The sequence below is a fragment of the Kitasatospora acidiphila genome (genome assembly GCF_006636205.1).
Taxonomy (GTDB): domain Bacteria; phylum Actinomycetota; class Actinomycetes; order Streptomycetales; family Streptomycetaceae; genus Kitasatospora; species Kitasatospora acidiphila.
The window spans coordinates 36,650-62,254 of record NZ_VIGB01000001.1; the positions used below are offsets into that span (position 1 = coordinate 36,650).

Consider the following 25,605-nt stretch of genomic DNA (forward strand, 5'->3'; position numbering starts at 1 on the left):
TGACGGCTGGTCACCACCGTCGTCAACTGCCCTGGATGGCGCTGACGACCGCAGTCAGGTCGGTGAGCGTGCGAGCCTTCAGCACGCTGCGCAACGGGATGTCCCGGCCCAGGTGCAGCCGGATCCGGGCCGCCACCCGGGTCGCCGCCAGCGAGTCGCCGCCGAGATCGCGGAACTCGTCCTGCGGGCCGAAGTGCCTGTGCCCGAGCACCTCGGCCCAGATGGCGGTGAGGGCCCGCTCGACTCCGCCGTCCGCCCCACCGTCCGCCCCACCATCGGGGAGCTGTGGGCCGGTGACCGCCCGCCGGGTGCCGTCCTCGGCCGCAGCCGGTACCGCGGCGTCGGCTACGGCCGGGGCCTGGGCCGGGCGGCCGCCCCAGCGGTCCTGGCGCGCGGCGAAGTCGTGGGCGCCGACGAGCAGATGCGGTCCGCTGCGTACGGCGCGGATCCGGTGGAACGCGGCCAGTGCCTCGGCAGTGCCCAGGCTGCCGATCCCGGCGTCCGGCGTCCGCTGCGACTGCTGCCAGGTGTCCCATCCGAGGCTCAGCCAGCGATCGTCCCCTTGACGATGCAACTCGGCTGCAAGCGCGTCAAGTTGGGCGTTCCCGGCAGCATATGCGCCCAGTCCCACGCCGCCCAGCACCGCAGCGGTCGAGGAGAAGAAGACGCACTGGCCGAAGTCGCGCGGGCGCAGCGCCGCGACCAGGTTGCGGGCTCCGTCGGTCTTGGCCGCCATGATCTGCCGGGCTCGCGGCCAGGCCAGGTCCTGCAGCAACACGTCCGCGGCGTCGCCGGTGGTGCCGGCGGCATGCACCACCAGGTCGAGCCGGCCCAGTTCCCGTTCGGCCCGGTCCAGCAGGGCCGTCAGGCTGTCCGGCCGGGTGACGTCCGCCCGTGCGGTCGCCACTCGGCCGCCCCAGCGGTCCTGGCGCGCCGGCGCCCGGGCGGGCCGCGGTGGCACGGTGACGTCGTCCGCGAGCGACCGACCGGCCAGCAGGACGGCGGCGCCCCGCCCGGCCAGCTCCTCGGCCAGCAGCAGGCCCAGCCGGCCGCCGCCCACGACCAGGCAGTTCCGCACCGGAGCCGGGTCCGACACTGGCAGCTGTGCCGGGCGGTACTGCGGAACCCAAAGGTGCCGACCGCGGTGCGCCACCTTGCGGTCCGCGCGGGCCGCCACCGCGGCCGGCCACAGGGCGGTGGCCGGCGGACGCGGCGCGCCGGCGTCCAGGTCCAGGTATTGGCAACGGCTGAGCGGGTCCTCCTGGCCGAGCACCACGGTCAGCGCGGCCAGCCCTGCCTGGGCCGGGTCCACCGCCTCGGTGCCGAGCACCGGAAAGGCCCCCTGCCCGACCACTGCCAGCACACCCGGCAGCGCCGGGAACACCGAGCGCCAGGCTTGGTGGGCCAACAGCAGGGCGTGCTGGGCGAGTTCGCCATCCACTGGGTCTCGCGTACGGTCCAGTGGCCAGCCGTACAGCAGCGATGGCTTCCAGCCGCCACCCGCGAGCTCGGCGAGCAGCCGACGGTGGTCGGCGAAGCTCTCCGGGTCGATCTCGAAGGCCTCGGCCCCGAGTCGCCGGTACGTACGGCCCGGACGGACCCGTATCCAGCGCGCCGGACCGTCGACCGGCGGCGGGTTCACCGCGCCATCGGCATCGGCGTACACCACCCAATCGCCGCCCGGTGCCACGGCGCGGACGGACGAGGCGGCCCGGGCCCACTCCGGCGTGTACACGGTGGCGGTGGCCGACCGTCCCGCCGGATGCGTCCCGGCTGGCGGCTCGGCGGCCCGCCCGCGGAGCGCGCCGGTACCCTCTCCTGCCACCGGCGGCCCGATCCAGTACCGGTCCCGCGCGAACGGGTAGGTCGGCAGACTGATCGGCCTGCCCCCGCCCAACAGTGCCACCCGGCTCCAGTCGAGCGGCGCCTGCGCCAACCAGAGTTGGCCCAGCGCCTTGAGCAGGCCCTCCCGCTGCCGCTCCGGCTCGGCCGGACCGTCCGGCAGCGGGGCGGCGAAGCGCAGGCCGCCGTGCCGGCCCGGCCTGCGGGCAGCGAGCTGGGTCAGCGTTCGCCCCGGCCCGACCTCCACGAGCGTGCCGGGGCCGTCAAAGGACCGCAGCGCGTGCGCCAGGGCCGCTTCGAAGCGCACCGGCTCGACCACCTGGCCGGCCCAGTAGTGCGGGTCCCTGGCCTGCTCGGCGGTCAGCGGACGTCCGGTGACCGTCGAGACCAGCAGCCGGGTCGGCGGCGCGAGCCGGACGCCGCGCAACACCCCGAGCATGCGCTCGGCGGCGGGCGCCATCGCTGCGGTGTGGAAGGCCCGCTCGGCGGCCAGCCGACGCACCGGCCAGCCGCGGTCGGCGCACCGCCGGGCGAACTCGGCCCCGGCCTGCGGCGGGCCGGCGACCACCAGGTCGTCCGGGCCGTTGCAGGCCGCCACGGTGAGCCGCGCGGGCAGCGCCGCCCGGACCTCACCCGCGGGAGCGCGTACCGCCCACATGGCGCCGGGCGAGCAGTCCGCCATGGCCCGCCCCCGCTCGGCCACCAGGGCCACCGCGTCGCGCAGTTCGAACACGCCGGCGAGCGCGGCGGCGGCCAGCTCGCCCACGCTGTGCCCGATCAGCGCAGCCGGCTCGACGCCCCAGTGCTCCAGGGTCCGGCCCAGGGCGTACATCACGGCGAAGAGCGCGGGCTGGGCGAGCGCGGTCGACGCCAGTGCCCGCTCGGCCTCGGCCGGCGGCTGCTCGAAGAGCAGCCCCGGCAGGTCGAGGCCGGTGAGCGGCCTCAGAAGCCGGGCGCAGTCGTCGAAGGCAGCCCGGAAGACCGGCTCCTCCCGATGCAGCAGCGCCCCCATCCCCGGGGACTGGACGCCCTGGCCGGGTAGCAGGAACACCGTGCTGCCGGCGGCCGGCCCATCGGTCGGCCGCGGCTCGACGTGCTGCCAGCGGAAGGCCGGACCGGGCCGCGCACCGGCCGCGGCCAGTCGGACGGCGCGGTGCGGCAGCGCCTTGCGGCCGGTGCGCAGCGTGTGCGCGGCGTCCGCGAGCTGCTCGCCGGAGGCCTCGTGCAGCACCTGGTCCAGACGCTCTGTCAGCTGCCGCAACTGCGCGGCGCTGCGGGCCGAGACGGCCAGCAGCTGCGGCTCCGCCGCGGTCGGCCCGGGCGGCTGGCGCGGCGGCTGCTCCAGTACGAGATGGGCGTTGGTGCCACCCACGCCGAGCGAGCTGACCGCCGCCCGCCGGACGGTCCCGGTCAGCCGAGCGGGCCGGTCGGCGACGACCCGGAACGGGGTCCGCGGGAAATCCGCGTGCGGGTTGGCGGTGCGGTGGTTGACCGTGGGCGGTAGTTCACCCGTGCGCACCACCAGGGCCGCCTTGATCAACGCGGCGACACCCGCCACGGTGTCGGTGTGCCCGATGTTCCCCTTCACCGAGCCGATCGGGCAACCCTGCCGAGGCAGGCCCGGCTCCAGCGCGTCCCAAGCCGCGCTGAGTGCCGCGACCTCCAGAGGGTCGCCCAGCGCGGTGCCGGTGCCGTGCGCCTCCACGTAACCGATCTGCGAGGGCCGCAGGCCCGCGTCGGCGAGCGCCGCGCGCACCACCGCCTGCTGGCCCGGCACACCGGGAGCGGTGAAGCCGGCCTTGGCGGCCCCGTCGTTGTTGACGGCGCTACCGCGCACCACGGCGTGGATCCGGTCGCCGTCGCGCAGCGCGTCGCCGAGCCGTTTTAGCACCACCACGCCAGCGCCGCCGGTGAAGACCGTACCGTCGGCGTCGGCGTCGAACGGCCGGCAGCGGCCGCCGGCCGAGACGATTCCGCCGGGTTCGTACCAGTATCCGGTGTCCGCCGGGACCCGCAGCGAGACCGCGCCGGCCAGCGCCGCCCGGCACTCACCCGCGCGCAGGCTGCGCACCGCCAGGTGGACGGCGACCAGCGAGGTCGAGCATGCGCTCTGCACGGTGATGCTCGGCCCGGTCAGGTCGAGCTTGTAGGAGACCCGGGTGGCCAGGAAGTCCTTGTCGTTGGCGATCAGCAGCTGGAGCGCGTCCGATGACCCGCCGAGCAGCGCTGCCAGGCCGCCCTGCGGGTCGAGCGCCTCCCGGTTCGGCAGCAGGTTGTGCAGCAGGTAGCCGTTGTGGCCGCTGCCCGCGAAGACACCGATCGCCGCGCGCTCGCGGTGGGGGTCGATCGCCGCATCCTCCAGCGCCTCCCAGCAGGTCTCCAGGAAGACCCGGTGCTGAGGGTCCATCAGCTCCGCCTCACGGGGGCTGTAGCCGAACAGCTCGGCGTCGAAGCGGTCGTACTCGGGCACCGGGCCGTACGCGGCCACCGGGTGGCCCGCCGGATCGCTCGCGGCTCCGTCGGCCGACGGCTCGGCTGGGGTGGTGAGCAGGTCGGTCCCGGCGAGCAGGTGCCGCCAGTACTCCTCGACGGTCCGCGCACCGGGCAGCCGGCAGGCCATGCCCACGATCGCGATCGGCTCGTCCCCGGTCGTCCGGTCCGGGTTGTCCGGCGCCGCGTCGGCCTCCGGTGGGGCGGCGGAGCCCAGCAGTCGCTCCAGGTGTGCGGCCTGGTCCCGCAGCGTCGGATAGCGGAAGAAGTCGGCGATGGGCAGCTCGACGCCGAGCTGCTCGCGCACCCGCCGGCGCAGGGTCATCAGCTGGAGCGAGTCGCCGCCGTGCTGCTGGAAGCCGACCGACCAGTCCAACTCCGCCACCCCCAGCACCCGACGCCACAACCCCGCCAACACCTCCACCACCGACCCACCGACCACCGCCGACGACTCCCCCACCACCTCCACACCCACCACCGACGCCACCAACCCCGCCAACGCCCGCCGATCCGTCTTCCCGTTCACCGTCACCGGCAGCCCCTCCACCACCACCACCGACCCCGGCACCGACCCACCCGGCAACACACCCGCCACGAACCGACGCACCCCACCCACCAACCCACCACCCCAACCCGCCACCGGCACCACACACCCCACCAACCGACCACCCACCACCACCGCAGCACCAGCCCGCACCCCCGGATGCGCCACCAACGCCGCATCCACCTCACCCAACTCCACCCGATGACCCCGCACCTTCACCTGGTCATCCACCCGCCCATGAAAACGGAACAACCCGTCCCCACCCAACGACACCACATCACCCGTCCGATACAACCGCCCCGCCCCCACCACCACACCCGACACAAACCGCTCAGCCGTCAAATCCGGCCGCCCCAATACCCCAACGCCAACCCGGCACCACCCACCCACAACTCACCCCGCACCCCGGCGGCACCAACCGCCCCACACCATCCACCACAAACGCCTGACAATTCGCCACCAGGGAGCCCAACGGCGGCTCCTGGTCGGCGAGCGCCGGGTCCGCGGACCAGAAGAGGGTGTCGATGGTGGCCTCGGTCGGACCGTAGAGATTGGTCAGCCGTGCCCGGCTGACGGCGGTGAACCGGCGCACCACCGTGGCGTCCAGGCGCTCTCCGCCGCAGAAGACCTCGCGCAGGCTCTCGCAGTGCTCCAGGCCGCCCTCGTCGAGCAGCGCGCCTAGCATGGCGGGCACGACCTGCAGGATGGTGACGCCGGCCGCGCGGGTCTGGGCCAGTAGCGCGGCCGGATCGCGGTGCGATCCGGGTTCGGCGCAGACCACGGTGGCGCCGGCCGACAGCGGCAGGAAGAACTCCCAGACCGAGGCGTCGAAGCTGATAGGGGTCTTCTGCAGCACCCGGTCGCCCGGGCCGACCGCGAACTCCCGGCGCATCCACTCCATGTGGTTGGCGACGGCGCCGTGCGGGACCATCACGCCCTTCGGCCGCCCCGTCGAACCCGACGTATACATCACATACGCCAACTCCTCCGGACCCACCTCCACACACACCCCACCACCAGCAGCAACCCCCAACCCTCAACCTCCCCCACCGACAACACCCGCACACCCGAACCCTCCAACCACGACAAACCCCCCGCATCCCCCAACACCACCCCCGGACCACAATCCCCCACCATCAACCGCAACCGCTCCACCGGATACTCCACATCCAACGGCACAAACGCAGCCCCCGCCCGCCACACCCCCAACAACGCCACCACCAGATCAACCCCCCGCCCCACCGCAACCCCACCACATCCCCCGCCCAACCCCCGCAGCCACCAACCCCGCAGCCACCAACCCCGCCCGCACATCCAACTCACCGAACGACAACACCCCACCCACACCACACACCGCCACCGACCCACCAGCAACAACACCCCACCCCGCCACAACCCCCGCCAAACCCCTGAAACCAAAACCCCCAACCGAACCGTTCACCCGCGCAACCAACCCCACATCCCCAACCCCCAACACCGACAACCCACCAACCACACCCCCACCACCCACCACCACCGCACCGCGCAGCCAGGAGAGCATGCGCTCGCCGAGCAGCCGGGTGTCCTGGGCGGTTAGCTCGGTCGGGTCGGTCCACCAGGTGTACGAGGTCTCTCCCGGGTCGGCGACCAAAGCCAGCCGGCGGCCGGCCGCGAGCCCGGCCGCCTGCGCGGACGTCAGGCCGAAAGCGAGCAACGGGTTGTCGCTGCTCCCGCGGGCGGCGATGCGGCGCAGCGCCGGCGTGCGGTCCACCAGGTCGACGGGGTAGGGGCCGAGCGCGGTGTGACGGTGGATCAGGCGGGTCACACCCTCGATCGCCGCACCCACCGTGCCGGCGACCTCGGCCTCCGGAGCGGCACACAGCATGTCGGTCAGCAGGCCGCGGCCGAGGCCGGCGAGGTGGCGCAACCGGTCGTTGCTCCACCACAGTTCGGCCGGGCTGTGGCCGCTGGCGGTCACCACGTCCTGGTAGGCAGCGGCCACCGCGGCGGCGGGGGACCAGCCGCGTGCCGCCAGGTCCGCGCGCAGCTGCGTGTCGAGGGTGAAGCGCTCCCCGGTCGGCCGGCTCCGCCGCCGAGCGGGCGGGTCGCCGACCGGGCGGCGGGCGAGCAGCCGCGCCAGGCTCGCAGTCCAGCGCCGCTCAGCGGGCGCGGCCCGCTGGCACAGCTCGCGCAGGGCGCGGCGGTCCGCCTCGGCGAGCGCGGGCAGGCGGGTGCCCGGCGGCAGCGCGGCCGCGGTGTCCGCGGTGTCGTCAGCACCCGCCGAGTCTGCGGCGCCGCGCGCCGGCCGGAGTGCGACCCGCACGTCGAAGTCGGCGGTGGCGACGGTCAGTCGGCCGCCGTGGATCGCCGTGACGGTGCCCGGCTCGGCCGTCGATGCCCGGTCGGTCACCGTCAACTCGTCGAGGAGCAGCAGCCCGTCGGGCCCCAGGGTCTTCGGGGCGGCGACCGGGTTGCCGGTCGGGCCGAAGCTCAGGGAGCGGACATGGCGGTCGAGCAGGGCGGCGGGCCATCCCCAGTCGACGAGTCCGCCGCCGGACGGCCGGGTCTGCAGGGCATTGAAGGTGCGCCGCGACAGGTCCTGGGGGATCGCGCGCGGGCCACCGCCGCGCAGGCCGGCCACCAGGTCGTGGAAGGAGGAGACCGACGCCTCGAAGCAGCGGGCGTTGAGGGTGACGGCCGTATCGTCCGGTTCGATCGGCACCTCGCGCTGGGCCAGCACGCCCCCGGAGTCGATCGGCCCCTCCAACAGGTGCCAGGTCACCCCGTGCGTGGTGGCCCCGTCGGCGATGGCCCAGGTGGTGGCGTAGTAGCCGGCCAGCGCCGGCAGTGGGGAGTCGTGGTAGTTGACCGCCGCAAGCCGGGTGGCGCGTCGCACGGCCTCGGGGATCATCCGGCAGTTGACGATGTTGAACAGGTAGTCGTGCGAGGGGACTTCGAAGGGGCGGGTGGGCTCCGACCAGTCGTGGACGGACAGCCCGGCCTGCCCGGCCCAGTCGGCCAGCGCCCGGTCGGCAGTGAGTATCCCGAGGACCGGGTGCCCCTGCGCGAGCAGGTGCTCGGCACAGGCGCGGGCCAGCGGACCGCTGCCGACCAGGTAGGCCGTGAGGAGGGAGCTGTGCATGTCTAGTCCTCGGCTGCTCTTGTTGACGGGGCCCTTGGCGACGGGCGGCGGAAGGGCTGTGGAGCGCGGTTGGTGAAGGTGGGGTCGGTCAGCGGGGTGGCAGCAGGGCGGTCAGCTGCCGCGCGAAGCCATCGGCGAGGCTCGCGACGGTGCGGCTGCGGTGCAGGCTCTCGCTGTACTGGAGTTCCAGGACGAGCCGGCCCCGCCGGACGAAGATCCGCAGCTGGAGCACGCTGCCCCGGTCCTCCTGCGGGCTGAACCGGTCGGTGATCCGCTCCTCGGCGGGCCGCCACTGCCCTGGTCGGGGGACGGCGACGTCCTCCCGGCCGAGGTAGTTGAAGTTGATCTCGGGGGTGGGCAGCGACCGCATCCGCCGACGCAGCGGCTCCGCGGCCAGGTGCCGCAGGATGCCGTAGCCGTAGCCGTGCCGGGGGGTCGCGGCCAGTCGGTCCCTGACCCGCGCGAGCAGCGTCTGCCCGGGTGCCGCCGCGGTGGGCAGGACCAGTGGGTAGTCGATGGACAGCCAACCCAGCGTGGACCGCAGGTCCCCTCCGGTGCCCAGGCCGTGGCGCCCGTGGTGCAGCATCCGCAGCGCCGTCGTCGGCGCGCCGCTCCAGTCGCCGTAGGCCGCCGCGAAGGCGGTGAGCAGGAGTTCCTGGGTGGTCGCGCCGTCGGCCCAGGAGTGCGGTTCCAGCAGTCGGGTGGTGGCCGCGGCGTCCAGCGCCCGTTCGACGGTACGCGCGGTGCCGGCGGTGTTCCGGCCGGCCGTCAGGTCCCGCGGTACCGGGGCCACTCGGCTCAGGCTGAGGGATTCCCAGTACCGCACCTCGTCCGCGACACCGGGGTCCGAGGCCTCCGCCTCGACGGTGCGGGCCCAGTCGCCGAACTGGGTGCCCGGCGGCCGGTCGTCCGCAGCGGGCCGTCAACCGACGGACTGGACGTCAGTTTTGCATAGGTGCACGCCAGTTCGCTCAGAAAGGCCTGCCAGGACCAGGCATCCATCACCAGGTGGTGGGCGATGACCAGGATCCGCGGCCGTGCCTCGCCCCTCACCCGCAGCACCACCACCTTGGCCACCGGCCCGCGGACCAGGTCGATCGTGCGCTGCTGGCTGCGCGCCTCCGCCTCGATCACGGTCCGCACATCGGCGCCGGCACAGTCCAGCTCGCGGCTCTCCACCGCGACCCGGGGCTCCGGCACCAGGGTCTGGCGCCACTCGCCGGTGCCGCCGGACGGGGCGGTGAAGGCGAGCCGCAGCGCCTCGTGGCGCCGGGCGACCAGCCGCAGCGCCGCACCGAGCCGGTGCTCGTCGACGGGATCGGCCTCGTCGGGCCGGAAGAGCCCGGCGAGGTTGGCCCAGTTGTGGTCGGGGCGGGGGCGGGCGAAGAAGTCGTGCTGCATGGGCAGCAGCGGCAGCGGGCCGCTGGACGTACGGTCCGGCCGCACCAGCCCGGTCGCCGCCGGGTCGAGGGCGGCCGCGGCCCGGGCCGCCTCGGCCAGCGAGTCGGCCCGCAGCAGCGTGGCCGCGGTCAGCGCTATGCCGCGGGTGCGGGCCTGGGCGGCCGCCTGGATGGCCTTGAGCGAGTCGCCGCCGTGCTGCTGGAAGCCGACCGACCAGTCCAACTCCGCCACCCCCAGCACCCGACGCCACAACCCCGCCAACACCTCCACCACCGACCCACCGACCACCGCCGACGACTCCCCCACCACCTCCACACCCACCACCGACGCCACCAACCCCGCCAACGCCCGCCGATCCGTCTTCCCGTTCACCGTCACCGGCAGCCCCTCCACCACCACCACCGACCCCGGCACCGACCCACCCGGCAACACACCCGCCACGAACCGACGCACCCCACCCACCAACCCACCACCCCAACCCGCCACCGGCACCACACACCCCACCAACCGACCACCCACCACCACCGCAGCACCAGCCCGCACCCCCGGATGCGCCACCAACGCCGCATCCACCTCACCCAACTCCACCCGATGACCCCGCACCTTCACCTGGTCATCCACCCGCCCATGAAAACGGAACAACCCGTCCCCACCCAACGACACCACATCACCCGTGCGATACAACCGCCCCGCCCCCACCACCACACCCGACACAAACCGCTCAGCCGTCAAATCCGGCCGCCCCCAATACCCCAACGCCAACCCGGCACCACCCACCCACAACTCACCCCGCACCCCCGGCGGCACCAACCGCCCCACACCATCCACCACAAACGCCTGACAATTCGCCAGAAGCCCGCCGACCAATCCGGCGTCCTCCGGGCCGGTGATCCGCCGGGCGGTGCACCAGACGGTGGCCTCGGTCGGGCCGTAGACGTTGAACACCTCGCAGTCGAAGGCCTGCTGGATGGTGTGCACCAGGTGCCCGGGCACGGGCTCGCCGCCGAGCAGGACGTACTTCACACCGCGCAGCAGCAGCCGCCAGGCCGGATCCTCGACGATCGCGGCCGCCAGGGTTGGCGTGCACTGGAAGTGGGTCACGCGATGCGGGGCCGCGGCGCTCCCCGGCCCGCCGGCCTCGCTCGGCGTACCCAACTGCACCCGCGCGCCGACGGCCAGCGGCCAGAACAGCTCCAGCAGGGCGATGTCGAAGGAGATGCTGGTGACCGCATGGAGGGTGTCACCGGGGGCGCAGCCGATCCGCTCCTGGAACGCCTGCACGACATTGCTGATGGCGCCGTGCGGGACCATCACGCCCTTCGGCCGCCCCGTCGAACCCGACGTATACATCACATACGCCAACTCCTCCGGACCCACCTCCACACACACCCCACCACCAGCAGCAACCCCCAACCCCTCAACCTCCCCCACCGACAACACCCGCACACCCGAACCCTCCAACCACGACAAACCCCCCGCATCCCCCAACACCACCCCCGGACCACAATCCCCCACCATCAACCGCAACCGCTCCACCGGATACTCCACATCCAACGGCACAAACGCAGCCCCCGCCCGCCACACCCCCAACAACGCCACCACCAGATCAACCCCCCGCCCCACCGCAACCCCCACCACATCCCCCCGCCCAACCCCGCAGCCACCAACCCCGCAGCCACCAACCCCGCCCGCACATCCAACTCACCGAACGACAACACCCCACCCACACCACACACCGCCACCGACCCACCAGCAACAACACCCCACCCCGCCACAACCCCCGCCAAACCCCTGAAACCAAAACCCCCAACCGAACCATTCACCCGCGCAACCAACCCCACATCCCCAACCCCCAACACCGACAACCCACCAACCACACCCCCACCACCCACCACCACCGCACCGCAGGCGAGGGCATCCAGGGCGGCGAGGAGCGTGCGGGTGTCGGCGCTCGTGAGGGAACGACCGTCGCGTTCGACCCAGCCGGCCAGCACCGGAGCGGTGGCCTCGACCGAGACCGCGAGGTCGAACTCGGCGGCGCGGTCAGGGCCGGCCAGTGGCCGGGCCAGCACACCCGGCAGGTCGAGCACGGCCGGCGGCAGGTTCTGGAAGGCGAGCATGACCTGGTAGAGCGAGTCCCCGCCGGCGCGGGCCGCGGGGACGGCGGCGGCAACCCGGTCGGCCTCCAGCGGGCGGTGGTCCAGGGCGTCGTAGTGGGCAGTCTCGACGGCCAGGACCAGCTCCGCCAGGGTCATCTCGTCGCGGACGTCGACCACCAGCACCAGGGTGTTGAGGAAGAGGCCGATGGTCCCCTCCTCCTCGGGGCCGCGGGTCGAGGTGGGGTAGCCGATGTGCACCGGCCCCGGGCCGTGCAGACGGTTCAGTGCGCAGGCCAGCAGCGCGGCGGTGACCACGAACTCGGTGGTGCCGAACTCATCGGCCAGCCGGCGGACGGCGTCCGACGCCTCTGCGCCGAGTGCGAACGGCTCGGCCGGGGGCGGCGCGAGCAACTCGGCACCGGTGCCTGCGGGCTCCAGGACCAGCGGGGGACGGCCGGGCGGCGGGGTGAGCCGCGCGGTCCAGTACCCGAGGTTGCGGGCCCCCGCGCCGGCGGCCAGCCGGGCGGCCTCGGCCAACACGTGCCGCCGGAAGGACCCGGCGGCCGGGGCCTGCGCCTCTTCCCGACGGACCGTCAGGCCACGGTAGTCGGCGGAGAGTTCGGCCAGCAGCAGGCCGGCGGACCAGCCGTCGAAGACCAGGTGGTGCACCAGGATCAGCAGGACGTGGCGCTGTGGGGCCAGCCGGAGCAGGTGCACCCGCAGCAGCGGCGGCCGGTCCAGCTCGAACGGCCGAGCGGCGGCTGCGGCCAGCCACTCCCGGGTGTGCAGCTCGGCGGACTGCTCATCCAACCCGGGCGGCGCGGTGGCCAGTTCGACCGGACAGTCGGCCACCTTGCGGATCTCCTGCACCAGGCCCTCTGCGGTCAGCCGGAAGCCCGTGCGCAGCGCCTCGTGGCGCCGCACCACGCCGTCCAGGGCGGCGCGCAGCGCGTCCGGATCGACCCTGCCCTCCAGGGCGTAGGTGAGCTGCAGGGTGTAGGCGCGCGGGTCGCCGTTCACCTCGGCGTGGAGCCACATGAGGCGTTGCTCCACCGAGAGGGGAACTCGGTGGAGGTCTGCCGCGCGCGGCCGGGCATCGCCTGGTCACCGGCAAGGACGTCCATCATGGGGTGGCTCCTCTTGTTTTGCTGCTTCTCGTACTGCTTCGCGGTGGCAGGCGCACTGCGGCGCAGTGCGACCGGACACCGGGGCCTGCGCCCGAGCCGGGCGCGGCGGCGGGCCCCTCAGCACCGGCTCCGGGCGGGGCGGCCCGGGCGCCGGGTGGGCTATCGGGGCAGGACCGACACGGGTGTGCCGGGCACGGCCGGCGCGAGCGTGTCGTCAACGGGCTCCTCGGCTCCGGCCAGCTCCTCCGCCAGCGGAACCAGGCCGAGCCGGCCGGGACGGTACAGCTGGGATCGCTGGCCCGCCCTCGCGGCGGCGATCACCTCGGCGGCATCCAACGTGGCCAATCGGTCCGTCAGATGTCTGATCAGTTCCTTCGCCTGACGGGTCAGGGCCTCGTCGTCGAGTGGGCGGGCGGGCGACTTCAACTCCCTGGTGATCAACCGCTGCAGCGCCTTGAAGAGCTCCACCGTGCCGATCTCCCGGATGGTGAGCGACAGGTGGGCGGACAGGCCGCGCTGCCCGGTGGCGCGGTGCGCGAAGCCCCGGGGATGTAGAGGACCTCACCGGCGTTCAGCACGGTGGTCAGCAGCGGTTCGCCGTCCGACTGCACGGGACCCGGCCGCCAGTCGGCGCCGGCAGGACCGCCGTGGACATGCCACTCCTTGCTGCCGCTGACCTGGTGCACCAGCACGTCGGCGTCGTCGCGGTGCAGCGGCAGCCCCTGCTGCCCGGGCGGGGTGACGAAGAAAAACGCCTCGACGTGCCGCCCCAGTTCGGCGCCGAGCGCGCGGGTGAGGGCGGCGGTGGGGCCGTGCCACTGCTCGGCACAGCGCAGCAGCAGGGTGTAGCCGTCGTCCAGCAGCGTTCGCACCTTCGTCGCGTCGACGAACCCGGGGTACGCGGTCTGGTGCACAGTCCGGGAACTGCTGTAGGCATCGGCGGGGGCACTGCCGCCGGCCTTCGTCAGATCGACATAGCACGACTGCAGGGCACCGCTCTCCAGCGCCTCGTCCACCGCGGCCAGGGTCAGCGGCGACCATTCGGACGTCGTGGACCGGAACACTCCCGGCTGCTTCCGCCAGTATTCGGCGGTGAACGATCGGGCATCGCCGACAAAATCGGCGATGCCACCGGGATCCAACTCGGTGCTGTCCATGAAGCTCCCCCTCCGGGAACCGACTTCGGTCAAGGATTTCCGGAATATCAAGGCCGCAGCACCGAGTCACCACGGCGCCCGAAGCAAGTCCTTGAATCGCCTGGGAAGACGTTGCGCGAACATTTTCAAGAAGCGCCCTGCCAGGGAAACAGATACTGCCACGCCACTTCGTCTGATTCCAATACCGGCGCCTTCCAAACGCGTTCGCCGAGTCCGTCCGGCGAGCCACCGCAACCACCCTGAGCTGTGAGGATGACAGTTCGATCCGCTCAACAGCTGCATGGCCACGCTGTCTCGCCGGCGAGACACCAGGGCCTCGGCAGGAACACCGGAACCGCCCGGGATAGCGCATGACCGGTCTCCCGGCACGCCCCCTACGGGCCCGACCGGAAATCTCGTGGAATGCTCCGACCCAACGCACCGGGCCTTGATTCCTGGCGGTCGGGCTGCCTAGAGTTCCGTCCTGCCGGCAGGTCGAGCAGAAGCCCGGTTCCGCTGGTTTCAGCAGCCGGTCGACATCGATGCCGGCTGCCGTGAGAGTTCCGGTACCGGCTATCGGCGACCCTGCCGGTGTCCAGCCGGAATTACCTACCAAAAGGAGAAAGAAATGACCGAGATCCAGGTTGACATCGCCGCCCTGACCGACGAGGAGCTGGACGACATCGTCGGTGGCGGCGCCGTCACCACGAACAAGGCCTGCATCTGACCTTCGGCACACGCCGAGGATCAGCCACCGCGCACGGCCTGATCCCGGCCGCCCGTCCGGACGGCTTGTCGCGACGGGTGGCCGGCCCGGGGCCGGCGCACTGAGGGGGGTGTGGTTGGGCCCGACCACACCCCCCGGCACTGCCGCTATTCGCCGAAAGGGACAGCCAGGATGACCACTGGACCACGCTTCCGGGCCGAGGCCCTCGCGCACCACCAGCGGGCCGACGGCCTCGGACCGGTGCTTGGCCATGCCCCCTCGGCCCACCGCCCGCGCGACGCGCGCGAGCGACTGCGCTCCGCGGCGGCCCGGCTGCGCAGCCGTAGCGGCCCGCGCATCCCGGTCTGCTACCAGACCCAGGTCAGCGACTGCGGCCCGGCCAGCCTAGTCATGACGCTGCGTCACCACGGCATCGAGGCCGATCTCGACGCCGTGCGGGCCCGCGCGGACGCCGGACGCAACGGAGCATCGGCGCGCACCCTGCTCGAACTCGGCCGCAGCTTCGGCCTCAACGGCCGCGGCGTGCGCACCGATCTCGACGGGCTGACGCACCTGCCGCCCGGCACCATCCTCTTCTGGAACTTCAACCACTTCGTGGTGCTGGAATCGGCGACCGAGCACCACGTGGACATCGTCGACCCGGCCGCCGGCCGCCGACGGCTGAGCCGGTCCTCGGTCGCCGAGGCCTTCACCGGTGTGGCGCTGGAGTTCGACCGACCGCTGGCCGGTGCGGGCGGGGGCCGCCAAGGGCGCCCGGCCCAGGCCGCGAGCCCCTGGCGGCAGTTGCTGCGGCTGGTCCCACGCGGCCGCGAGCTGCGCCGGCTAGCCGCCGCCTCGGCGGCTCTGACCGCCTTCGAGTTCGTGCTGCCGCTCACCGTCAGCTACCTGGTCGGCCAAGTGCTGCCGAACCGGCGGACCGGACTGCTCTGGCCGGTCATCACTGGCCTGGGCGTGCTTTGCCTGCTCTTCCTGCTCCTCCAGGTGATCCGCTCCTTCCTGGTGACCCGACGTCAGGCCAGCGTCGAAAAGGAGCTGACCTGGGGGGTGATGACGCACCTGGCCTCACTGCCCTACGACTTCTTCACCGTGCACAACGCCGGCGACCTTGCCATGCGAGTGCGGACCAGCAGTGTGCTAAACCAGGTGCTGAGCCTCACCGCCGTCTCGGCGATCTTCGACAGCGCGCTGATCGCGGTCTACCTGGCGGCCATCGTCGTCGCCGATCCGGCGCTCGCCGCGCTGGTGGTGCTGTTGATCCTGCTTCAGGTCCTGGTGCTGTCGTTCGCCTGGCGCCGACAGGCCGAGTTGAGCCATGAGGTGCTGGAGCGTCAGACCAAGACCCAGGACCAGCTGGTGGAGCTCCTGGAGAGCATGACCACGCTCAAGGCCGCGGGCCTGGAGGCGGCCGCCGCGGAACGCTGGTCGCACACGCTGGTGCGCGAGGTCAACAAGCGGCTGACCGCCCGGCGGAACGCCGCGCTCACCACCTCGGTCAGCCGGGCGATCCAGTTCACCGCACCGGTCGCAGTCCTGCTGGCCGGTGCCTGGCGGGTGCTTGCAGGCCACGGCTCGCTGGGTGACACCCTGGGCTTCATGGCGCTGACGATCGCGCTCTTCGCACCGCTGGAGGGCATGTTCACCGCCGCCGCCCAGCTGGCCGCGATCCGGCCGGCGCTGGCCCGGCTCGACGACCTGCTGCGCAGCCCGGCCGAGCCGGGCGGCCTGCCGCTGCCCGCGGCCGGACCGGGCCGCCTCACCGCCGAGGCCGTGTCGTTCCGCTACCGCGGTGCCCCCGCCCCGTCGCTCTCCGGCGTCGACCTGGACATCGCCCCGGGCAGCTTCGTGGCGATCATCGGCCGCTCCGGCTCCGGGAAGTCCACCCTGGGCATGCTGCTGGCGGGGCTCCACCTGCCGACCTCCGGCACCATCCGGGCGGACGGAATCGACCTGACCGAACTGGATCGCCCCGCGTACCGCCGGGAGATCGGCTACGTCAACCAGAACGCCCACCTCTTCGGCGGTTCGATCAGGGAGAACATCGCCTTCGGCGGCGACGACGTCAGCCCCGCCGACCTCAAGGAAGCGGTCCGGCTGGCCCGGATCCACGAGGACATCGCGGCACTGCCGCTCGGCTACGACACCCTGGTCGGACCGGGCGGGCACGGCCTCTCCGGCGGGCAGCGGCAGCGTGTGGTGCTGGCCCGGGCCCTGGCCAGGAAACCGCGGCTGCTGGTGCTCGACGAGGCCACCAGCGCGCTGGACCCCGCGCTGGAGGAGGAGATCCTCGGCGGGCTGCTCGGGTCGGGCATCACGGTGGTGGCGATCGCACACCGGCTGACGGTACTGGAGCGCGCCGACCACGTCGTGGTGATCCGCGACGGCCGGATCGTCGAGGCCGGAACGCCAGGTGAACTGCTCGCCCGCGGAGGGGAGTTCCTGTGTCTGACCTGAGCACTCCGCTCACCGCCGAGCGGCTCCCGCTCGGTTACGAGCAGGACTGGTACCAGGCGAACACCCGGGGTGGCACCGGCGCCCACAAGAACGTCCGGATCTCCTTCCGGATCCTCGGCCCGCTGGTCCCGGAGGCCCTCGACGAGGTCGTCCGACGCTTCACCGCCCGACATGACGCGCTCCAGCTGCAACCGCTGCCGGGGCCTGATGGCACCGGAACCACCGGGCAGTACCTGCGCCCGTTGGGAGCCGGGGAGCCGGTCATGCTGCGCGAGAGCGTCACCGCGCGCTCGGCCGAGCAGTTCTCGCGCTACGCCTCCGCCCTGCTCTCCCGGGACTTCACCGCCCCCTGGGCCGGTGACGGCGACCGGCCGTTCCGCGTGCGGTTGCTGCGCTACGAGCCGGACCACCATGCGCTGTTGGCCACCTTCCAGAACCTGGTGTTCGACGGGCGCGCGCACCACCTGTTCGCCAGTGAACTGTGGCGGGACTACCAGGCGCTGGTCCAGGGCGATCCGGTGCCGGACACCGCCCCGTCCTTTGCCGCCGCCGTGGCCCGCCAGCGCACCGGCTTCGGGCCGGAGCACCTGGCCCGGGCCCGGGCGAGCTGGCGCAAGCGCCTGGAGTTCGCCGCCCGCCATCCCTGGCGGCAGCCGGCCTCCGCGGCGCCGACCGAAGGTGGAACGCTCCGGATCGAGCTTCCCGCACGTGCCTGGCCGGCCCTGCGGGAGCGCTGCGCCGAAGCGCGCTGCAGCGTGTCGCAGTGGGTCATCGCCGCCTTCGTCCGGGCAGTGGCCGGGCAGGCCGGACTGCGCCGGGTCGCCCTGTGGACCACGATGGACTCGCGAGGCTTCCGCGATCGGGACCTCGTCGGGATGCTGGCCGGCACCTGCCCCGTGGCCGTGCGCGATCCGGCCGCCGCGCTGCCCGCCGTGCTAGCCGAGGTGCGGGCCCGACTGCTGGAGGCACTGCGGTACCAGCAGTTGACCGCCGCGGAACTCCACGGGCTGGCCGCGGAGCTGGCCGCGGGCGGCGGCGCGTCGCTGGCCCGCGACATCTTCGTCAGCCTGCGCCGCTTCGACGGGGAGTACCCGGTGACCCGTGAGCAGCGGGCGCTGCGGATCACCGCGGACGCCTACCCGCTGCGCCGGATCGCCTTCACCGGCTCCGCCGCCCTGCACCTGCGCTGCACCGAGTTCCGGGACCGCCTCCTCATCGACCTCACGTTCGACGGCCCCCGGGTCGGCCGTCTGCTGGCGCAAGCCATCGCCGACCAGCTGGGCAACGACCTCATGACGGACCGGCCCTAACAGCCACCGCTGCCCGGCCTCCGGCCGCGGGCCACCCCATCGCGGGAGCCCTCACACCTCGTCCGCGGCGGCGGGGGCCGCCCCCGCCGCCGCCCCGGCTGAAGCCGGGGTATCCACGAAAGGACCCTGATGAGCATCCCCAGCCCAGCACCCGGCCACCTCCTCGCCCTGCTGCTGGACGCCGCCGCCCAGGTGTTCGGCCGACCGGTTGCCGCGCACGACAGCTTCTTCGAGCTGGGCGGCGACTCGATCGCCGCGGTCGAGCTCGCCACTGTCGCCGAGCGACTGACCGGCATCGAGGTCGACACGGAACTCATCGTCGAGCAAGCGGACTTCACGGCCCTGGCGGCCGCCCTGACGCCTGCCTCGACAGCACCGGAGGCTGCCCGATGAGCCAACCGTACCTCTGGGACCCGTGGGCGACGGCCGCCGAACAACCCGAGCGCACCGCCGTCATCGCCGACGAGGAACGCTGCAGCTACCGCGAACTGGTCCGCACTGCGGACGCATTCGCCGCAGGCCTGCAAGCGCACCGGGTACCGGCCGGCGCGACGGTGTCCACCGACATCCCCACCGGGCCGCTCTTCTTCGCGCTGGCGCTCGCCGCCCTGCGCCACGGCTACGGCCTGCTACCGGTCGGCCGCGCCTTGCTCGCCTCCGCGACGGGCCACGCGGTACTGCGGAGCATGACGGTGGTCCTACATGTGATGGACGATCAGCCCGCCCGGTGGGCCACGCCCATGCCGCCCTGTCCCGTGCTGACCGCCACCGAGCTGACCGCCGCCGGTGCGGCGGTGCGGCCGCCGACCCCGGCAGCGCGGGCCGGCTACCTGGCCTTCACCACCTCCGGAACGACCGGCGAGCCCCAGGGCGTACCACGCCCCCGCCCACCTCGTCCCTACAGGGGCGTTGCGGTGGCCGAGCGATACGGCGCGGGCCGCGACCTGGGCCCGCACCTGATGGCCAACCCCAGCTACCACCTGGGCACGCTGGGCCCCGCGCTCTATGCGCTGCAGGCCGGCAGCGCGGTCGTCGTCCAGCGCAGTTGGTCGCCCTGCGCCTTCGCCGAGCTCGTCGACCGACACCGAGCGGACAGTGCGATGCTCAGCCCCGACCGGCTGCTCGACCTGGTCGGCGCCGGGCGGGCACCCGCCCGGCGGCTGCGCGTCCTGTTCCACGGCGGAGCCGCCTGCCCGCCCGCGGTCAAGCGCGCCGCGATCGAACTGCTCGGTCCAGTGCTGCACGAGTACTACGGCACCTCCCGGGGCACGCTGACGGAGATCACCGTCCCGCAGTGGCTGGCGCATCCAGGCTCGGTTGGCCGCCCGTTGGCGGGGATCGGGATCGAGATCCTCGCCGCGGGCCGGCCGGTGCCGGCCGGCGAGCTCGGCTCGGTGCACGCCCGGCTGCGCGGTGCGGATCGCGCCGCGGGCGAACCCGACCTGCTGGACACCGGCGACATCGGATTCCTGGACCCCGACGGCTACCTCTTCGTCGTGGGCCGCACCGGGCAGCGCGACCCGCTGGGGGAGCCGCTGCTTGAGCACGGGATCCGCCTGTTGAACGGCGTCTTCGACGTCGCCGTCCTGGGCGGCGCCGATCAGCACTGCTTCGTCGAGAGCAGCCGCTCCGACACCGCCGGACTCAGCGCGGAGGTCGCCGCGACCGCCCGCCGCCTCGGCCTGCTCCCACCGCGGCTCACCGTCGCACCGCCGGGCTCCCTGCCACGGACCCCGAGCGGCAAGATCCACCGGGCCGGGCTGGCCGGGCAACGCGCCGCACAGGGCAGTTGATGAGCGGCGCCGGCCTTATGGCACACCTGTGGCCGACGGTGCACGCGTGCCACCGGCCCACCGGACCCGCAGTGACCGTCCATCAGGACGGTGAGATACAGGCCCGGTTGACCTTTGCCGAGCTGTCCGCTGCAGTGGACCGGTTCGCAAGAGTTCTGACTGGACGTCACATCACCGCTGGCGCAAGAGTGCTACTGGTACTGCCCAACGGGCTGGAGTTCAGCACGGCCCTGCTCGGCGCACTGCGCGCCGGCCTCGTCGCGGTCCCCGCGCCGACTCCCGACCTCGCCCGGCAGGAGGCTCTCCGCGAGCGCATCACCGGCATCGCGGCCGACTGTGCACCCGCGCTGGCAATCACCCTTGAAGATTGGATCGATCAGCTCCACCGGATCCTGCGCCGCCTGCCCGAGCCGCCCGCGCTGCTCAGCTGGGAGCAGCTCGGCCGAGCCGACGGCGCCCCGCCCCGGCGACCGTCCTCGCCACCACCGGTCGCCGCACCGGACGACATCGCCTTCCTCCAGTACACCTCCGGCTCCACCGGCCAGCCCAAAGGCGTGGCCGTCAGCCACCGAGCGCTGCACGCCAGTTGCCACCAGGCGGCGGCGGTCTACGCGGAGACCCCCGCGGACACGGCGGTCACCTGGGTGCCGCTCCACCACGACATGGGCCTGATCACCGGCCTGTTCCGGCCGCTGTTCACCGGCTACGAGTCGGTCCTGCTGTCACCCCGGGAGTTCGCCCGCTCGCCCGCGAGCTGGCTGTCGGCCGTCAGCGCGTTGCGCGGGACGCTGTCCAGCGCGCCGAACTTCGCCTACGAGCACTGCGTGCGCCGGATCTCCCCCGCAGCGGCCGCCGACTTCGACCTCAGCTCATGGCGAGTGGCGCGCAACGCCGGCGAGGTGGTCCACCCCGGCACCGCGGACCGCTTCACCGACCGGTTCGCCGCAGCCGGGTTCCGGGCGAGCGCCTTCTGCCCCTCGTACGGCATGGCGGAGGCGACCCTGACCGTCACCGCCGCGACACCACGGCGGCCGGCCCTCCGGCTGGCCGTCGACCGGGACGAGCTGCACCACGGCCGCGTGCTCCCGGTCGACGACGGCACCACGGCACCGACCATCCGGCTGCTCTCCTCGGGGACGCCGCTGCCCGGCACCCGCGTGGCTATCCGGGCCCGGTTCACCGACCCACCCGACGACGAGCGCACCGACCGGAACACCGACCGACCCACCCGCCAGTACGCCGACCGACCCGGCGACCGCTACCTGCCGGACGGCCAGGTGGGCGAGATCCTGCTGTGCGGACCGCAGTTGTTCACCGGATACTGGCCCGCCGACGGCGCCCGCCCGTCCGCCTGGCACGCCACCGGTGACCTCGGCTTCCGTCACCAGGAACAGCTGTTCGTCCTCGGACGCTGCGACGACACCCTGGTTCACCGCGGCCGGAACTACCACGCGGCGGACGTCCGGACAGCCTGCGCCGCGATCCCGGAACTGCGCCCGGGCCGGTGCGCCGCGCTGGCCGGTGCACCGGACGCCGACCGGTCCGGCACCGAACGGGTGGTTCTGGTGGCGGAGTTGGCGGACCCCGCCGAGGCGCCCAGTGCCGAGCTCGCGCTGCGGGTAAAACGTGAACTCGCCCGCACCCTCGACCTCTACGTCAGCGATGTACACTTCCTCGCCCCGGGCACCCTGCCGATGACCACCAGCGGCAAGATCCGGGTGGCAGAGACCGCTCGCCGGCTGCGGCTCGGCACTCTGCCACCCCGTTCGCCTGCGGCGCCTCATTGAGCCGGCGGCCGCTCCCCTCCCCGCGCCACTGACACTGCCTGGTCGGCCAATCTCATCAGCCACCGCACCACATCGCCGTCCTCGCACTGCGCTGCCTGCTGCCAACTGGTCCACTGCTCCGCGGCGAGCTCGAACCGCAGTTGCGGCCGCAGCAGCGCGCACGGCTGCGGCGGCGGCACCAGCTGGCCGCGCAGCCGGCGCCGCAGCTCGGCCTTGGACCACCGGTGCTCCAGTGCCCGGTCCAGCCAACGGTCCTGCTCGGCCGGTGGCAGCGCTGCCACCTCCTGGTGGTGCTGGAAGCTCAGCGCCTCACGCCGCCGGGCCACCTCGAACTTCCGGGCGACCCACGCGTAGTTCCGCAACGTCTGGTAGTCGAGCATGGTCCCGCTGATCGCCGTGCGGTACCGCCCGGGATAGGTGCTCGCGCCGTACACCAGCCAGTCGCCGGCCCACCACGCTGAGGAGTTGCCGATCGCCCCCAGCTGCTTGCCGACCCGCAGCCAGGCCGCCAGCGGCAGCCCCCGTGGCATCCGCAGCGACGTGCTCAGCGCCTGCACCGGGCCGCCGCCCACCCCTACCCTCGCACCGACCGCCGGGCCCCCGGTCGGCTGACCTGGCGTGCCCGGCCGCCCGGCCGCCGGAACAGCACGCCGCTCCGGTCCGCCCAGGATCGAACTACGGGACTCGGGCATGTAATACCCCCTTGAGGTGCTTCGCGGTGAACGTGTGCGGAAAGCTCCACGCACTTCGTTAACGCTAGGAAGCGCTGTTCAACACTCCGTCGACGACCGTTCAACGGCCACTGGTTGTTTGGAACGAGTGAGATCCGATTCCACGGGCCACTCCCGCCGGCTCCATCCGCCACGTTGTTCACAAGCGGGATGGAGGGCCGTTCCAGCTGCTGCGGTCACGGCTCGTCCAGCTCCAGCACCACGGACACCCGGTCCGGAAGCAGCACCTGCACACCTTCGAAGGCGCGATCGGCGCCTACGCCCGCGACGTCGAGGAGCACACGCCGATCCATCCCGAGCACGCGGCCTCGGTGCTCGACGAGAGGGCCGCCGACGACGCGGTCTCCACCGTGGACCCGGCACGTGCTTTGTCTGGGGCCCCCGCTACCTGACGCCCAACGGACGGTGCCGCATCCTCGGTTCCTTCGTCCACGGCTCCATGGCCAACGCCGTCCCGCAGGCCATCGGCGCGCAGTTCCTCGACCGCGGCCGCCAGGTGGTGTTGCTGTCCGGGACGGTGGGTTCTCCGTGCTGATAAGCGACTTCCTGGCGCTCGTACAGAACGAGCTGCCGGTGAAGGTCGTGGTCTCCAACAACTCCTCGCTCGGCATGGTCTGGAGGGAACGGTCGACGGTCTGCCGTCGTACGGCACCGTCATCGGCGCACCCGTTCAGCGTCACCGGGTACGGCTGTGCGCTGCCGGCGAAGCGGACGCAACTCACGACTGGTCACAAGAAGCGTGACCCCTCGGTGCCAACAAGCGTGTCCCGCTGACCGGAAGATGCCGGCTCGCCTGGTCCTACTGCTCCAGGATGCGCACGGCGCGGTCGATCGCCAGCAGGTCACCGTCCTTGACGGCTCGCCGGAACGCGACGGAGAACAGCCGCTCCAGGCGCATGTGGTGGACGATGCGCAGCTCGTCCACGGCAACGTCGAGTTCGGTGTGCCGCTCCCGCAGGGCGGTGCTGACGTCCTTGCAGGCGTAACGGATCAGCACGGCGTCGGCTGGCGGCTCCTTGCCCTTCGGCCGCCCGCCCGAGCACGATCTGCGCGACATTCGCGCATGGAGCCCTGATCACCAGCCTCCACGCACCGGCGACCGATCGCTCTGCTCTCCGTTCCGCCGGTGGTCGCGCTGGGCCTCTCGTTCACCGCGACCGCGTGCAGTGCGAAGGTCTTGGCCCGCACCGACCCCGGCCCGGTGCCGTCGTCGCCTCCGCCACTCCGATGGGACCTGCCGGCCCGTGCCGCGGCAACGGCCCTGCTGGTCACCGCGCCGACCTCCGCCGCGGCGCGGCTCGGCCCCAGCACGACCGGTGTACTCGCACCCTTTCCCATCGGCACCAGCGTCACCGCCGCCTTCGCACTCGCCCAGGGCGGACCGGCCGTGGCGGCGGCGACCCTACGTGGCGTCCTGCGGGGCCTGTGGGGCTTCGCCGTGTTCTGCTTCCTCGTCGCCGTACTGGCCGAACCGCTCGGCGGCGGACCCGCCTTCGGTATCGCCATCGCCTGCACGCTCGTGCTCCAACTGGGCATCGGGCGCCTGCAGTCAGCGCGGGCCGCACAGCGGACTCCCCGCGCAGCCCGCGCAGCGTAGACCAGTCCCACCGGGGCTCGGGGAACGGCGCCCAGACCCCGGAGTGCATCCGCCGGTCACATCAGCCGGAATGTTCTAGCCGTACCCGGTTCAGCCCTTCAGGAACGGTAGCGGTGGAGGAAGGTCTCGACGAGGAAGCGGGCCAGGTCGGTGAGCCGTTCCGGGGGGTAGGTGGCGGGGTCGCGCAGGAGCAGTCGGCCGCCGTCCTCGAGGGTGGTGAGCAGGACGTGGGCGAGGAGGTCGACGTCGACGGTCTCGCCGCCGGGCCGGTCCTGGAGGAGCCGGCGGACGGCCTCGGCGAAGCGGGCGCGGATGTCGGCCTCGGTGGCCTCCTTGTACCTGCGTACCGGTGCGGGTGAGGTGTCGACGGGCAGCAGGATGGCGCGCCAGCGTGCGGGGTGGGCGAGGACGGCGTCGTAGAAGCCGCGGGCGACGGCGGTGAAGGTGTCGGCGGGGTCGGCGCCGGCCGGGTCGGTGGTGATGACGTCGGCGAGCTGGGCGAGGGCGCGCTCTCCCTCGCGTTCGAGCAGGTCGCGCAGGAGGTGGTCGGAGTCGGTGAACTGGCCGTAGACCACCGGCCGGGTGACGCCGGCGAGGCGGGCGACGGAGTCGACGGACACCGCGGCGACGCCGGCGGTGTTGATGATCTCCAGTGCGGCGTCGAGCAGTTGCTCGCGGCGCTCGGCCGGCGGCATCCGCGGAGCGTAGGGCCGCTTGGGGGTGGTCTGCGCTCTGGCCATGTCCCGGATCGTACCTTGCGAAGCTACACAGCTGAAGCTACGGTACTGAAGCTACATATCCGTAGCAATTGCCGGAGACGCGACGACCTACGACAACGAAGACCGGAGCCTGAAGCACATGCACGACCAGACCACGACCACCTTCCCCCAGGAGATCCTGGACGAGTGGGCCGCTACGGGAATCGACCTGCCGGCCGTCTTCTCCCTGGGCGCGCTCTGCGACCGCATGGGGATCCGCATCCAGCACGCCTCCGCCGACCGCGTAGTCGGCACGCTCCCCGTCGAGGGCAACGCCCAGCCCTACGGCCTCCTGCACGGCGGGGCCTCGGCCGTCCTCGCCGAGAGCCTCGGCTCGACGGCAGCGGCACTGCACGGAGGCCCCACCAAGTACCCCGTCGGAGTCGACCTGAACTGCACGCACCACCGCAGCGTCCGCTCCGGCCTGCTGACCGGAGTCGCCACCGCCGCGCACCTCGGCCGCACCACGGCGACCTACGAGATCGTCGTCACCGACGAGACCGCCCGACGGGTGTGCACCGCCCGCCTCACCTGCCTCCTGCGCACCGCCGACTGAACGGCTGACCGGGGCCACCCAGAGAAGGTGGCCCTGGTCGACCGTGTGTCCCACCGGTCCCCGCAACGCGGATCGCCGCCCAGTGCAGGCAGCGGGCGGCGATCCGGGTCAGCAGGGGAAACCGACGGCAGCGTG

At 72.9% G+C, this 25,605-nt stretch carries 17 protein-coding genes and 3 pseudogenes; 8 read left to right on the top strand and 12 right to left on the bottom strand.

Translation table 11 applies throughout. From position 1 onward, the window contains the following. Positions 1–22 precede the first annotated feature (22 nt). From E6W39_RS00185 to E6W39_RS00225, 9 genes and pseudogenes are all read right to left on the bottom strand, one after another. Positions 23–5,107 carry a type I polyketide synthase gene (locus E6W39_RS00185; RefSeq protein ID WP_181798989.1) on the bottom strand — a complete coding sequence of 1,695 codons (5,085 nt, stop codon included), beginning with the start codon at positions 5,105–5,107 and terminating at the stop codon, positions 23–25. Between the two features lie 100 nt (positions 5,108–5,207). After that, positions 5,208–5,879, bottom strand: a complete 672-nt coding sequence (locus E6W39_RS00190; protein ID WP_141631677.1) for an AMP-binding protein — start codon at positions 5,877–5,879, stop codon at positions 5,208–5,210. Next, a complete protein-coding gene (locus E6W39_RS43880; protein ID WP_141631678.1) occupies positions 5,846–6,190 on the bottom strand; it encodes an AMP-binding protein in 345 nt (114 codons plus the stop codon). Before E6W39_RS43880 ends, E6W39_RS00190 begins: the two co-directional genes overlap by 34 nt. Further along, positions 6,102–7,997 (bottom strand): formyltransferase family protein, encoded by a 1,896-nt coding sequence (locus E6W39_RS00200; RefSeq protein WP_141631679.1) that lies wholly within the window; start codon positions 7,995–7,997, stop codon positions 6,102–6,104. The genes E6W39_RS43880 and E6W39_RS00200 overlap by 89 nt, the downstream gene beginning before the upstream one ends. Before the next feature lie 88 nt (positions 7,998–8,085). Then, positions 8,086–8,838: pseudogene (locus tag E6W39_RS42525) on the bottom strand (condensation domain-containing protein); the annotation flags it as partial. After that, positions 8,796–11,033 carry an amino acid adenylation domain-containing protein gene (locus E6W39_RS00210; RefSeq protein WP_323808961.1) on the bottom strand — a complete coding sequence of 746 codons (2,238 nt, stop codon included), beginning with the start codon at positions 11,031–11,033 and terminating at the stop codon, positions 8,796–8,798. The gene E6W39_RS00210 and the pseudogene E6W39_RS42525, both read right to left, overlap by 43 nt. Next, positions 10,916–12,553, bottom strand: a pseudogene (locus E6W39_RS42530) (condensation domain-containing protein); the annotation flags it as partial. The pseudogene E6W39_RS42530 and the gene E6W39_RS00210, both read right to left, overlap by 118 nt. Positions 12,554–12,783: 230 nt before the next feature. After that, positions 12,784–13,092, bottom strand: coding sequence for a hypothetical protein (locus E6W39_RS00220; protein ID WP_141631683.1), 309 nt, complete (start codon positions 13,090–13,092; stop codon positions 12,784–12,786). Beyond that, entirely contained in the window at positions 13,062–13,781 is a 720-nt protein-coding gene (locus E6W39_RS00225; protein ID WP_141631684.1) for a JmjC domain-containing protein, read from the bottom strand. The genes E6W39_RS00220 and E6W39_RS00225 overlap by 31 nt, the downstream gene beginning before the upstream one ends. Positions 13,782–14,658: 877 nt before the next feature. On the opposite strand from E6W39_RS00225, the gene E6W39_RS00230 reads away from it, so the two are divergent. From E6W39_RS00230 to E6W39_RS00250, 5 genes are all read left to right on the top strand, one after another. Beyond that, entirely contained in the window at positions 14,659–16,938 is a 2,280-nt protein-coding gene (locus tag E6W39_RS00230) for a peptidase domain-containing ABC transporter (RefSeq protein ID WP_141631685.1), read from the top strand. Continuing rightward, positions 16,926–18,248, top strand: a complete 1,323-nt coding sequence (locus E6W39_RS00235; RefSeq protein ID WP_141631686.1) for a condensation domain-containing protein — start codon at positions 16,926–16,928, stop codon at positions 18,246–18,248. Before E6W39_RS00230 ends, E6W39_RS00235 begins: the two co-directional genes overlap by 13 nt. Positions 18,249–18,377: 129 nt before the next feature. Then, complete coding sequence (locus E6W39_RS00240) at positions 18,378–18,641, top strand: acyl carrier protein (protein ID WP_141631687.1); 264 nt, start codon at positions 18,378–18,380, stop codon at positions 18,639–18,641. Then, positions 18,638–20,041, top strand: coding sequence for a class I adenylate-forming enzyme family protein (locus tag E6W39_RS00245; protein WP_141631688.1), 1,404 nt, complete (start codon positions 18,638–18,640; stop codon positions 20,039–20,041). Before E6W39_RS00240 ends, E6W39_RS00245 begins: the two co-directional genes overlap by 4 nt. A gap of 17 nt (positions 20,042–20,058) precedes the next feature. Next, complete coding sequence (locus tag E6W39_RS00250) at positions 20,059–21,828, top strand: AMP-binding protein (protein WP_228717853.1); 1,770 nt, start codon at positions 20,059–20,061, stop codon at positions 21,826–21,828. Here E6W39_RS00250 and E6W39_RS00255 read toward each other — a convergent pair. After that, the gene (locus E6W39_RS00255) at positions 21,822–22,520 is read right to left on the bottom strand and encodes an LmbU family transcriptional regulator (protein WP_181798993.1); all 699 of its coding nucleotides are present in this window, start codon (positions 22,518–22,520) and stop codon (positions 21,822–21,824) included. The two genes, E6W39_RS00250 and E6W39_RS00255, sit on opposite strands and share 7 nt — an antisense overlap. Before the next feature lie 278 nt (positions 22,521–22,798). Here E6W39_RS00255 and E6W39_RS00260 point away from each other — a divergent pair. After that, positions 22,799–23,212 (top strand): annotated as a pseudogene (locus tag E6W39_RS00260) (thiamine pyrophosphate-dependent enzyme); the annotation flags it as partial. Positions 23,213–23,358: 146 nt separating this feature from the next. Here E6W39_RS00260 and E6W39_RS00265 read toward each other — a convergent pair. Then, positions 23,359–23,616 (bottom strand): hypothetical protein, encoded by a 258-nt coding sequence (locus tag E6W39_RS00265; RefSeq protein WP_141631690.1) that lies wholly within the window; start codon positions 23,614–23,616, stop codon positions 23,359–23,361. Positions 23,617–23,685: 69 nt separating this feature from the next. On the opposite strand from E6W39_RS00265, the gene E6W39_RS00270 reads away from it, so the two are divergent. Next, on the top strand, positions 23,686–24,156 hold the full coding sequence (locus tag E6W39_RS00270) for a hypothetical protein (protein ID WP_181798994.1): 471 nt from the start codon (positions 23,686–23,688) through the stop codon (positions 24,154–24,156). Between the two features lie 98 nt (positions 24,157–24,254). Here the strand turns inward: E6W39_RS00270 and E6W39_RS42535 are convergent, their stop codons facing one another. Continuing rightward, a complete protein-coding gene (locus E6W39_RS42535; RefSeq protein ID WP_141631691.1) occupies positions 24,255–24,896 on the bottom strand; it encodes a TetR/AcrR family transcriptional regulator in 642 nt (213 codons plus the stop codon). Positions 24,897–25,014: 118 nt separating this feature from the next. On the opposite strand from E6W39_RS42535, the gene E6W39_RS00280 reads away from it, so the two are divergent. Continuing rightward, on the top strand, positions 25,015–25,470 hold the full coding sequence (locus E6W39_RS00280) for a PaaI family thioesterase (protein ID WP_141631692.1): 456 nt from the start codon (positions 25,015–25,017) through the stop codon (positions 25,468–25,470). Positions 25,471–25,605 lie beyond the last annotated feature (135 nt).